Raw genomic sequence first — 12,583 nt, 5'->3', positions numbered from 1 at the left:
CACTACCTTTCAAAAGAATCTTTTATAAATTTCACTCTCTTAGCCAAAGTATTTTGCAAAGAATATTTTTCTTCAACATCTTTTCTAGCTTTTTTGCCAAGTTCAACTCTTAATTTACTGTCTGATAATTTTATAAATGCATCTATCCATTCTTGACTTGTTGATGCCAAATATCCATTTTTATTTTCTTCCACTATTTCGCAATTCATACCAATAGCAGAAGCAACGACAGGCTTTCCACAAGCCATATACTGTATAAGCTTATAACCACATTTGCCCTTTTCCCAGTTCGTATCTGACAACGGCATAATGCCCACATCGATTTGCTGTAGATACTCAATTTCTCTCTCTTCAGACCAAGGCAGTATCTCATAGCTAAACTTATCAGAATGGAAATTTTTACCGCCTATGACTACAACTTTGATATCAATCGTTTGAGAAACTTTTTCAAATACATCACATAGTTCCATAATATACATTTCAGTCTTTGGAGTGCCGATCCACCCAATGGTTAAAATGTCATTATCCGCTTCACTAACAGCCTTGTATCTATCTAAGTCAACTACCGTCGGCATCAGCTCAACTCTTTTAGCTCCTGAGTCTATAGCTTTTTGCTTTAAATAGCTATTGCAAACAGTTACTAAAGCAGCATTTTTCATCACATTTGGTATTTTACAAGATAGTAAAAATCTTACAACACCTAATCTATGTTGATCATAGTTATGAAATATAGCATCATCATAATCAACGATATATTTTATGCCAAGCACTTTCAATAACCCCTCAACATTAAAAGGAATCCAAGGAAACAGCTCTTTTTCTATCCAAAGCAGATCATAACCCTTAGAACTAAAAAGCTTGATCATCCTTTTAAAATATCGCTTAAAAACATATGCCTTGCTTATCTTTTTATCACTATATAGATTTTCTAAATAGATGTCATCAAACAAAGGAGAATGCTCTATGCTTATACCATTTGCTTCCAATCCATCAAAATACTGAATACTTCTAAGCCTGCTGCTAGCCCCTTTTGCATCATACTTTGTTAAAACTAAAACTTTTATCTCTTCATTCACTTTTTTAGCCCTTGTTTTACAATACTAAAGCTATCTAGGTAAAGCATATAAAATCCTTTAAAATTTTCCAAAATCTCACTGTATTTGCCTTTTATAAGTGAAAAAGCCGTTCTTGTCAAAGGCTCAAATAAAAAAGTAAAAATCATCAAAAAAAGACCTCTAAAAAAACCAAAGTGTTTAAACCCATAAATAAGGCGGCTTCTTGTGTTGTAAAACAGTCTTTTCGCTTTCACTTGCTCAGAAGTTCCTCCACCTTTATGGTAGGCTTGTGCTTCTGACACAAAAACTGTTTTATAACCAGCATCTTTAATTCGTTTTGACAGCTCTAACTCTTCATAATAGACAAAAAACCTTTCATCAAATCCATTTAATTTTTCAAAAATATCTTTTTTGATCATAAAAAAAGCACCCATCACTTGATCGACTTCTCTAGTGTTCAAATGATTCCACTCTTGCATAGTATAAGATGGAAATAGCTTTGGATTTAGTTTATTTAAGCCTAAAGAGCGATTTATAAAACTACTAAGCGATGGAACCCTTGCACAATTTCTCTGCACTTTATCATCATCACCGATGAGCTGCACACCATAAACTGCCACATCTTTTGTATCGTTGTGCTTTATATACTCAAACAGTTTTTTAAATGTATCTTCATACACCATCGCATCCGGATTTAAAAAAAGTATAAAATCACTTTGAGAGTTTTTGGCTCCAATATTACAGGCTTTTCCAAAACCTAAATTGTCTTGATTTTTTATAATTTCTAATTTTTCGTAGTTTAAGGCTTCTATAAGTTCTAAAGAGTTGTCTTTTGAATCATTATCAACAACCACGACTTTGTTTAAAATACAATTGCTAAACTCCGCTTCTTGTATAGACTCTACACAATCTTTTAATTGCTCTCCTGAGTTCCAATTTACTGTTACTATATCAAATGTTTTGAGCAAGTTGTTTCCTTTTTAAAATTTTACTATTAAATTTAAATTTACATTGACATACCAAAAATAAACCCCGCCCCACACAATAATAAACATAATAGGAAAAATCTTTTGTTTAAAAATAAAAATCAAATGAGGGATTAAAATCACTAAAGAAATACCTATAAATTCTGATAGTCTCCATGCAAATACCGGCATACAAGAAAAAGCAAAGAAAATAAAAAGTTGCAATCCTAAAAATTTAACCAAAAGAGTATTTAACTTTGATTCAAATTTTTTGAGATTAAAAAGACTAAAATAATAAATAATTAATAACGACACTATGTAAATATTAAAGATATGAATGTCACTATGGATGCCATCTTTTGAAAAATTTAAATACATAATTATTTTATTAGATAACATTGAAGGCAGTATAGACGCAGAAAAAGTAAGAATACTGAAAATAAAGTTAGGAGCAAGTGCCAGAATTAAACCAAGTATAGGTAATGAATAATATATATTTTTATTGATTTTTTTAAAACTGATAAAATAAAAAACAATCATTATTAATGCCGAATAATGAAAAGCTATTGCAATGACAGTTTTCAATAAATAACTTTTAAAATTCTTATTTACAATATCAGGTATTGCTAATAAAAAAACTGCACTTGCAACCCCGACTCTAATTTGTGCCATTTCGTGTAATAAAAAATATAAACAAATATATAAATAAATACTTAATAAAGGAACTAAGGATAGTTTTTTAATTGCTAATATTTTAATAGAAACACCTAAGGCAGCATATATCAAAAAGAATATTTGTTCTTTACCACCCAGTAAAAGTTGATTAAACTGATTAATCAACCAAAAGGTTGGTTCCGTGTCAAAAATGCCACCATTATTATAAATTTTATTAAGATAGTTAGATGCGTCTGCAAAATATTCTAATGGCCTAAGTCCAGCAATTAAAATCAATATAATTCCCATAAAAATTAAAATAACTGTTTCATGAGAAATAGTTAAGTTTTTGCTTGCTATCAATACACAAACCTTTTAATAGTTATTTTGATTTTATCTTTGACTTTAGAAAAAAAATCACAAATTAAATATACACTATTTTTCATATTTACCAAATCTGCCTTTCCTATAATCAAAATAACCTCTAAATGAAAATATAATCTTTTTTAATTTATCTTTTTCGAACAAAATAATTTTTATTAATTGTTTAAATGTTGCTATTTTTTCCCATTTAACAAAAGCTGGATATAAATTTTTATACTTATCCCATGTATAAAATCTATTCCTAACAATATAATATCTACGAATGAATGTATGATTAGTAGGTCGAAATTTTATACCACATATTTTGTATTTTTTAATATCCCCAAGATTATGTTTTAATATAATAGATGAAATTCTTTTTATTTTATATCCCATACTATATATTCTTAAGCAGTATTCTGTATCCACAGAATCTATAAATAACTTTTCATCAAATTCACCTATTTTTTGAAATAGATGTAAATTTAATAAATTTCCAGAAGTCATTACTATTTCATTGTAAAAAGGTTTTGTATCATCTCCTATGTAGTGACTGGGTGCTACTACTGCTATTTTATTTATATCTATTTCAAATAACTCTACTGTCGTTTTTTCTAAATCATTATTATTAAATGATGTATCTTGATCCATTGTTAACAACCAATCAGCTCCATTCTTTATAGCTAATTTTGCTCCAACATTCAAAGCATGAGCTATTCCTTTATTGCCATAATTATCTATGTATTCACACTTGTAAGATATTTCTTTTATTCTATTTATTAAATCAATATTTTTTTCTTCAGAATTATCAACTATATAAATTTTTTTTAAACTATTAAGATACGAATTTATATTTTTTATTATAGATTCATCAGGATTATACAAAACAACTACGCCATAAATTTTCATATTTTTTCACCATTATTTGTTATCATAGCTATTGAGACAAGTTTATTTTGCATTTAATTTTTACCTACTAATGTATATATTCTATTTACAAATTTACTAACTGACTGATTAGATTCATCTTCTATTTTTTTTAAAACATCATAAACTAAATGTTTTGTTTTTTCAGCTTCTTCAATATCATCAAATCCATAAGCTATTCCATATTGAAACTCTTTTTTAGGTTGCCATTCATCTTTTGAAACACCTTTTTCAGGAATAACAATTGACTTACAACCACAAAGAACTGCATATTGTGAATACATAGTTTCCATATCGTATGATATAAAATACTCACATTCATTCATAACCTTTGCAACTTCACCATGAGATTTTCCATCTAATAAAATTGAATTTTCAGTATCATGAGTTATTTTTCTATTTTTGCCTTTGCGAAGCATATAGCAAATACCTTTTCGTTCACCAAAATTTGTTTTTTTATATATGTCATCCCTTACCCATAATACTGATAGTAAATGATCATCGTATGGATTAATGGTTGGATCATTAAAAATGACTTGATAAAAGAAGTAAATATCACTTTTACCATAATTTATTTCTCCTGTATGAAATCCTGGCTTATGTAATAGCCATCTTACTACATTTTTAACTTCAAGTGGATTGCCTGATACTATCTCAGGATAAATAACTACCGTATTATCAATATTTTTTTTTATACCATAAATAATTCTTGGTGTATTTAAAAATAAATTTTTACCATAAGAAGTGGGAACAAATTTCAAAAAATAATATTTAAATAATCTCAATGGGTATAATATCTTCATTAATAAACTTTCATGATCTGTAATCAATGGCTTTCTAAATTCAAGATATAAGTACGCTGTTTCTTCAGATTCATTTAATAAATCACAAAGCTTATGCAAAGCCATAACTCCGCCACTATTTTCATTGAAAGGTGGAGCATATACTATAAATTTTAATTTTTTATACTCCATCAAACACCTCTTCTCAAAATAATTCTATTCATAACTTTTCTTCCTTCTTGTGATGCAACTGTATTTAAAACCAACAAAACAACTCCCAAACCAATTAATGTCAGAAATAGTGTCAGTCTGTCTTCGCTAAAACTAATAGCACTATTTTTTACAATCACCAAATAAACCATACTCATTGCTAAAATAGGCAATATATCTTTAAGTATCCAGTCTTTATGAATCCCTGGAGCAAATTTGCTATGAATATACCCAGGCCACCATAGTAAAAAAAATGTCTGAAGCCCAAACCAAGCTATTCCAGCTCCCAAAGCTCCATAAAAATGAACTGCCAATGCAACGATGATGATTTGGACAAATCCAAAATAGGTATTGCCTTTGACATGGTATTTTAGGTTGCCATGAGCGTATTGCATATAGTACTGAAAAGAGAGTAATGCCACCGCACCGTTTCCTAGAGCATACCAAAACAGTATCGGTGCTGCCCATGTAGAAGCTTCGATATTTCCACTCCAAGAGTACAACAGCTCATACGAAAAGACGGCTACCATTCCACTTACTGCAAGCACTATAATGCTTACAATCTGTGTTGCTTTATGATAAAGCTCTATCATCTCTTTTTCTTTCCCATTTGATAGCAGTGATGTCATTCGTGGGAGGATTGCTTGTCCTATAGGCTGAAAAAGTTGCAAGATGGCATTAGCCACCACGACCACCAAGGTAAAAAAACCGTACTCATGAAGCGGTAAATAGTGTGACAACATAAGCTTATCAAGTTGTGTGATAAAAACCCAAATACTCGATGTATAAGCAATGCTTAGAGCAAAAGGAGCTATCTGTTTAAGTGTCACAAAAGATGGAGATACTTTTTGTGATACTTTCATATAGCTATTTATTTTTAGTTTAATGATGACAAACTCAATGATTGCTACAACTAACTGATAATAGAAAAAATCAACAATATCATCACTCACATAAACTATCAGTAAAAATGCTCCCAAAAATTTTAATGTGGCAATGCTTACTTTATAAATATTTAGCCAAACTTGTTGCTCAAAGCCTATAATACTTCCTTGATACAATCCTACAAACCATCGCAAAACTATCATAAAAGCCATGATTTTTATAGTACTCTCTACTGTTTCATAAGAAAGCTCTTTTACATCTAGCCAATGAGTAGATATCCATCCACTACCAAAAAATATAGCACTAAAAATCACAACAGATATAGCCATGAAAAAAACTTCTACACTCAGTGTGATTTTTTTAAGTTCAAAAAGACCAGTTACTTTATCTTTTAGCTTTGCCGTTTCTCTCGCTAAGGTCGTAGAAAGTCCCAAATCAAGCAATGCCATCCATGACATAATCATCGTAAAAAAACCAACCAATCCATAAGCCTCAGCACCCAAATACTCCAAATAAAAAGGAAGCATAAAGATACCTATGAACATAGTATAAAACTGCCCTATGTAGTTAGCTATGGTGTTTTTTTTGAGGCTTATTTGTTTTGTCAAACTATTTTATCCATAAAATATAATTTTACCCATCTGTTTTCTTTTGAAGATGCTTGAATTGCTTCAAACACTTCCAAACCAATCGTTGCCTGCATAGCATCATAAGACCAATTAATTTTATGATTAGCATCTATTTTATACTGTCTTAACTTTTCCGCTATATCAAAATAAAGATTTCCAAATGCTTCTACAAAACCAGCGGGATGACCTGCTTTAAATCTTGTATATCTTGGTAGATTGGATATACAAATGTTTGATGAAGCTCTATCTATTATCATTCTACCACCATCTATAGTTTGAAATAATAACTCTTCAGGATTCATTTGAAACCACTCAGCACTTCCTTTTGTACCATAAATTCTAACTCTTAGACCATTTCTATGACCAATCGCAGATTTTCCAAACCACATTTGACATCTCATTCCACTTTCATATCTTGCTATACAAGAGACATTATCTACCACTTGTGGAAACCATCCAAAACTTGTCTCGTCTGCTACCAATTCAGTTGGATTTTGATTTGTTAAAAAATAAACCATATGCTGTAAATGAGCACCCAAATCAAGTGAAACAGCAGGGATTTTGCCATCGGTAAGTCTCCAACTTTGAGGTGTTGGTTTATTGCCATTGACAAGTCGTGAAAAACTCTCTTGTGGCATCTCTATATTTATATTTGTGATTTTTCCAAGTTTATCATTTTGAATCATATTTTGAAGTTCACGAAGCATTGGATAACCAGTATAATTATGAGTAACTGCGAAAAAAGCTTTTTTCTCATCCACTTTTTTGGTTATTTCTAGTCCTTCTTGATAGGTTGTAGCAAGTGCTTTTTCTGAGATAACAGAGTAACCCAAATCAAGAGCTTTCATAATCATTTCATAGTGATTTGGTGTAGGGGTTAATATGACGATGGCATCTACATTTTTAACTTCATTTTCTAAAAGTGCTTCCCAATTTGAATAAAGATGATTTTCTTCAACACCCCAAGTTAAAGCAGTTTTTTGATTAATGTCTTCTTTTCTACTAAAACATCCAGCACTTACGCTAAAAAGATGATCCATTTGTGAAGCTATATAGTGAGTGTATCCTATTGCTGAATCGATTCCACCACCTATAAAAGCTAGTTTCAAAGGTTCTTTATAATTTTGCATTATCATCCTTTTTTGAAATATCTAAAGTCTCAATGACAATATAGTCTTTTAATTTTTCTGTTTTATCTTCCATCTCTTTAGTGCTATTGTGTTCTATAAAATATATTCCAGACTTATCAAATGGTGCTGGTTTCATTTTTTGTCCACTGTATTTAAGCTGAACATTTTGAATATTTTTATTATCAAGATTGACACCTGAACTTATAAAAATACACTCTTTATCTACACTAACCGTATGTCGTGACATAAATTTATTTTCTTTTTTTTCTACAATATCTGGAAGTTCCTCACCAATAAATGGAATAGCATAAAGTTCAGCATAGTTCACACCAGTACTTTTTTCTATTAATTGGCTATATAAATCTCCTGGACATCTTCTAGCTATCTCTATAAGTGAAAAAGTTTTATTATCTGAAATAAATTGAGTATGAACTAAACCATCCACTAAGTCTAAATCTTGTGCGAATTGCTCTGTCCATTCTCGAAGTCCATCTTGAATTTTTTGGTTAAGTTCAGAAGCTACATTTGAACTATTAACTTGATAAGGATACACCGTGCAGTATTCATTGACAAAAAAGTCAACAACTATTTTCTTATTTTTGATAAATGCCGAATGACTATAAAGTTTTCCTTCTACAAACTCTTCAGCTACAACTGCACCTGTTTTTGAAAACTCTTTTGCTTCATTCCAATATTTTTCTACATCTTGCAAAGTTTCTACTCTATTTGTACCTTTGCCACTAAATGAATCAACTGGTTTTATAATGATTGGAAAATTCAGAGTATTAACTTTTGAGATATCATTCACAGCTTTTGGTACTGGATAATTTTTCGTTTCTGCAAAAGCTCGAAATTTATCTTTATGATGAACAGTCAAAACTGTTTCGTATTTATCAAAACCTGAATAATTTAATTTTTCAGCTATTTCCGCCAAAGAAAGATATGACCTATCATTACATCCTGGGACAATAAAATCATACTTATTTTCAATAATATGCTTGTGTAACAAATCTACATCAGCATAATTAATAGGAACTGATTTATCTGCTACATGATGAGCTGGATCACTCAAAAGTGAGCCAACAACACTTAAAATATGATTTTTTGACATAATTGATTGAACAATAGGTAAAACACAAAAATTAGCATCGCATAAAAGTATATTTTTCAAATGGTATCCTTGATTATTTTTATAATTTCTTCTTGAATATTTTTTTCCAACTCTGCATAAATTGGCAAACAAAGTATTTTTTTACTTATATCTCTTGAAATTTTACACTCTTGTTTAGGTTCGATATATTCTAAAGTATCAAGCGATGGATAAAAATATCTTCGTGGGAAAATATCTTTTTCACCCAGTGCTTTTTGTACCTTTAAAAGCTGTTCTTCACTATCACAAACTACAGGAAAATAACTATAGTTTTCTGTGGCATTTTCATTTTGCTCTTGAAATTGAACTAAACCTTTTAATTCTTTTGAATAATTTTCTACTATTACTTTTCGTTTTTGTTTTATCTCTTCTATATCATCAAGCACACAAAGCCCCATCGCTGCTTCAAATTCATTCATTTTAGCATTTGTACCGAGATGCGGTATCTCTTCGGCATTTTTTATACCAAAATTTATGAGATATCTTGCTTTTTGTACAAGTTCATCATCATTGATAATCAAAGCTCCACCTTCTATACTGTGAAAAAGTTTAGTTGAATGAAAACTAAGAGTCGATATATCTCCATAGTTTAGTACACTTTGGTCTTTATACTTCACATCAAAAGCATGGGCTGCATCGTAAATCACTTTAAGGTCGTGCTTCTTTGCAATTTGCTCTATATCTTCTACTTCACAAGCATTTCCAAATACATGAACAGGAAGTATCGCTGATGTATTTGGTGTAATAAGTTTTTCTATATTTCTAGGGTCAAGATTAAATGAATTTTGGTCAATATCTGCAAAAATCGGCAATAGCTGATTTGTCACAAGTGAGCTTGTAGTCGCTACAAAACTAAAAGGTGTCGTTATCACAAAACCTTTTAATCCTAAAGTTCTATAAGCTATCTCAAGTGCTACTGTACCATTTGAAACCAACACTATATTTTTTACTCCTAAATATTCTGCAAGTCTTTTTTCAAGTCTTTGTACAAGTGGACCATTGTTTGTAAGCCAACCATTTTCATAGATTTCATCTATATATTTTTTGTACTTTTCTTTGTTTGGTAGATATGTTTTTGTAACATTTATCATTTAGTTATTCCATATTTGTTTAAATACCACTCAATAGTCTTAACAATCCCTGTATCAAAATTCTCATCTGCTTTCCAACCAAGCTCGTTTTCAAGTTTTGTAGCGTCTATCGCATATCTTCTATCATGTCCTGCTCTATCTTCTACGAAAGTTATTAAATCTTTGTAGCTAGATCCTTCGCTTTGCTCAGGATGACAAAGGTTCGTCACTCTGAGTGAGCGTAGCGAGTGAAGAGTCTCTGTTGAAGTTCGAAGAGATTCTTCGCTTTGCTCAGAATGACGGATTAAAGGCACTTTTTCATCCAATATTTCACAAATCTTATCTACTATTTGAAGGTTTGTTCTTTCGTTTCTTCCGCCGATGTTGTATGTTTCACCTTTTTTGCCGTTATGGTAGACTAAGTCAATTCCTTTGCAGTGGTCAAGTACATAAAGCCAGTCTCTTATGTTTTTTCCGTCTCCGTAGATTGGGATTGGGTTTCCTTTTAGGGCATTTCTTATAATTGTAGGGATTAGTTTTTCATCATGCTGTTTGGGTCCGTAGTTGTTTGAGCAGTTTGTGATGACTGTGTTTAAACCATATGTTTCATTGTAAGCTCTTATGATCATATCGCTTGAAGCTTTTGAAGCTGAGTATGGAGAGTTTGGCGCATATGGGGTTTTTTCTGTGAACAGATCGGTTTCGTTTAGTGTTCCGTATACTTCGTCAGTTGAGATATGATGGAAACGGGGTAGGTTAGATCCTTCGCTTCGCTCAGGATGACGGGAAGAAGGCTCAGGATGACGGGAAGAAGGCTCAGGATGACGATGATTTGGCTCAGAGTGACTACTATCCGTCATTCTGAACGAATGTGAAGAATCTACTAGAAATCGCTCTTTATACACGAATGGCTTCTCCATCCAATACTTATATGCTACATCTACTAAAGTAAAAGTACCTGTTACATTTGTTTGTACAAACACACCTGGGTTTTTGATGGAGTTATCTACATGGCTTTCAGCTGCAAAATGAATAACACCTCTTATATCGTATTCATTGAAGATAAACTCAACAAGCTCACGGTTACAGATATCACCTTTGATAAACTTGTATCTTGGATGATTTTCACACTCTTTTAAGTTTTGTAAGTCTCCTGCGTATGTAAGCAGGTCTAAGTTTACTAGGTTGTAGTTTGGATATTTTTCAAGGAAATATGGCACAAAGTTTGAGCCTATAAATCCTGCTGTTCCTGTTAATAAAATTGATTTCATTATTTTCTTTCTCCTAATCTTTTTAAACAATCATCTAAACCATCTTTCCAGTATGGTATTTCTATATTAAACTCTTTTTTTATTTTTGCTTTATTTAATATAGAGTAATGAGGTCTTGAAGCTGGTGTTGGATATTGGAAAGTTTCTATTGGGTTGATTTGGCAAGGAATTTTTGCCATCTTCATTATCTCTTTTGCAAAGTCGTACCAACTAATAGCACCTTCGTTGCTATAATGATAAATGCTTAATTTTGAATTTTGAATTTTTGGGATTATTTCCAAGATGGCTTTTGCTAAGTCTTTTGCATAGGTTGGTGTACCAACTTGGTCAAAGATAACTCCTAAAGATTCTTTTTCTTTTCCGAGACGAAGCATAGTTTTTACAAAGTTTGCTCCGTAGTAGCTATATACCCAAGAAGTTCTGATAATGATAGAATTTGCAGGACTTATCTCTTGTATTGCTCGTTCCCCATCTAGTTTGGTTTTTCCATAGACACTTTGTGGACTAGTTGCATCATCTTCTGTGTATGGTTTGTAGTTTGTTCCGTCAAAAACATAATCAGTTGATATATGGATAAGTTTGATGCCAAACTCACTGGATAACTGAGCGAGATTTTTTACTGCAAGATGGTTTATCTTGTCTGCTAGTTCTTGCTCGCTCTCTGCTCTGTCTACCGCCGTATATGCTGCACAATTTATAATGATTTTTATTTGATTATCTATTATATGTTTTTTAACTAAATCAAAATCTGTAATATCTAAATCTTGTGAAGTAGTGAAATAAAAATCATAATTTTGAATGTTGAGTGTTGAATGTTGAATTAATTCTTTAATTTCACTTCCAACTTGACCATTGCTTCCAGTAACTAATACATTCATCTTATTCCCCAATTAAAAATTAAGCATTCAAAATTAAACATTGTAGTAGTCTACTCCATACTCAAACAGATCATTGGTTTCACTCAACTTTGGCTGTTTGGTATCTTTAGGGGAAAGTTTTAGTTCATCGTGGTTTAAAATCCAGTCGATGTTTAAGCTAGCATCATCAAATGCTATGCCTCTATCATTCTCTGGAGAGTAGTAGTTGTCTACTTTATAAGCAAATATAGTATCATCTTCAAGCACTACAAAGCCATGGGCAAAACCTCTTGGTACTAGCAGTTGTTTTTTGTTTTCACTGCTTAGTTCTACTGCTACATGCTGTCCAAATGTAGGAGAGTTTTTTCTTATATCAACTGCTACATCAAGAACTCTTCCTTGGATTACTCTTACAAGTTTTGTTTGAGCTGCGGGGTGAAGCTGATAGTGAAGTCCTCTTAAAACACCTTTGCTAGATTTACTTTCATTATCTTGGCAGAAGTTTATTTTATAACCTAAAAACTCTTCTAGTTTATCAGCTCTAAATGTTTCTACAAAATATCCTCTGCTATCTCCATGAACAGTTGGTTCAATAATTACTACATCTTCTATATCTGTTCTTATAAATTGCATTT

At 31.4% G+C, this 12,583-nt stretch carries 12 protein-coding genes; all 12 read right to left on the bottom strand.

Going from position 1 to position 12,583, the window contains the following annotated elements:
• Positions 1-2 precede the first annotated feature (2 nt).
• Complete coding sequence (locus tag FJR47_RS00955; RefSeq protein WP_152298628.1) at positions 3-1,076, bottom strand: glycosyltransferase family 4 protein; 1,074 nt, start codon at positions 1,074-1,076, stop codon at positions 3-5.
• A complete protein-coding gene (locus tag FJR47_RS00950; RefSeq protein ID WP_152298627.1) occupies positions 1,073-2,023 on the bottom strand; it encodes a glycosyltransferase family 2 protein in 951 nt (316 codons plus the stop codon). Before FJR47_RS00950 ends, FJR47_RS00955 begins: the two co-directional genes overlap by 4 nt.
• Positions 2,024-2,035: 12 nt before the next feature.
• Positions 2,036-3,037 (bottom strand): EpsG family protein, encoded by a 1,002-nt coding sequence (locus tag FJR47_RS00945; protein WP_152298626.1) that lies wholly within the window; start codon positions 3,035-3,037, stop codon positions 2,036-2,038.
• Positions 3,038-3,109: 72 nt separating this feature from the next.
• Positions 3,110-3,946, bottom strand: coding sequence for a glycosyltransferase family 2 protein (locus FJR47_RS00940; RefSeq protein WP_152298625.1), 837 nt, complete (start codon positions 3,944-3,946; stop codon positions 3,110-3,112).
• A gap of 53 nt (positions 3,947-3,999) precedes the next feature.
• Positions 4,000-4,938 (bottom strand): WavQ, encoded by a 939-nt coding sequence (locus FJR47_RS00935; RefSeq protein ID WP_152298624.1) that lies wholly within the window; start codon positions 4,936-4,938, stop codon positions 4,000-4,002.
• Entirely contained in the window at positions 4,938-6,449 is a 1,512-nt protein-coding gene (locus tag FJR47_RS00930) for an oligosaccharide flippase family protein (protein WP_152298623.1), read from the bottom strand. Before FJR47_RS00930 ends, FJR47_RS00935 begins: the two co-directional genes overlap by 1 nt.
• The gene (locus FJR47_RS00925; RefSeq protein WP_188093730.1) at positions 6,446-7,600 is read right to left on the bottom strand and encodes a Gfo/Idh/MocA family protein; all 1,155 of its coding nucleotides are present in this window, start codon (positions 7,598-7,600) and stop codon (positions 6,446-6,448) included. Before FJR47_RS00925 ends, FJR47_RS00930 begins: the two co-directional genes overlap by 4 nt.
• Positions 7,587-8,771: an ATP-grasp domain-containing protein gene (locus FJR47_RS00920; protein WP_152298621.1), complete on the bottom strand. Its 1,185-nt coding sequence runs from the start codon at positions 8,769-8,771 to the stop codon at positions 7,587-7,589. The genes FJR47_RS00925 and FJR47_RS00920 overlap by 14 nt, the downstream gene beginning before the upstream one ends.
• Positions 8,768-9,841 (bottom strand): DegT/DnrJ/EryC1/StrS family aminotransferase, encoded by a 1,074-nt coding sequence (locus FJR47_RS00915; RefSeq protein ID WP_152298620.1) that lies wholly within the window; start codon positions 9,839-9,841, stop codon positions 8,768-8,770. The genes FJR47_RS00920 and FJR47_RS00915 overlap by 4 nt, the downstream gene beginning before the upstream one ends.
• Positions 9,838-11,091, bottom strand: coding sequence for a dTDP-glucose 4,6-dehydratase (locus tag FJR47_RS00910; protein WP_152298619.1), 1,254 nt, complete (start codon positions 11,089-11,091; stop codon positions 9,838-9,840). Before FJR47_RS00910 ends, FJR47_RS00915 begins: the two co-directional genes overlap by 4 nt.
• Entirely contained in the window at positions 11,091-11,969 is an 879-nt protein-coding gene (gene rfbD / locus FJR47_RS00905) for a dTDP-4-dehydrorhamnose reductase (RefSeq protein ID WP_152298618.1), read from the bottom strand. Before rfbD ends, FJR47_RS00910 begins: the two co-directional genes overlap by 1 nt.
• Positions 11,970-12,002: 33 nt before the next feature.
• Positions 12,003-12,581, bottom strand: coding sequence for a dTDP-4-dehydrorhamnose 3,5-epimerase (gene rfbC, locus FJR47_RS00900; protein WP_152298617.1), 579 nt, complete (start codon positions 12,579-12,581; stop codon positions 12,003-12,005).
• Between the last annotated feature and the right edge of the window lie 2 nt (positions 12,582-12,583).

The sequence above is a fragment of the Sulfurimonas xiamenensis genome (assembly GCF_009258045.1).
In the GTDB taxonomy this organism is placed as follows: Bacteria; Campylobacterota; Campylobacteria; order Campylobacterales; family Sulfurimonadaceae; genus Sulfurimonas; species Sulfurimonas xiamenensis.
The sequence above is the reverse complement of the archived record's forward strand: the minus strand, read 5'-3'. Positions and strand labels throughout refer to the sequence as shown.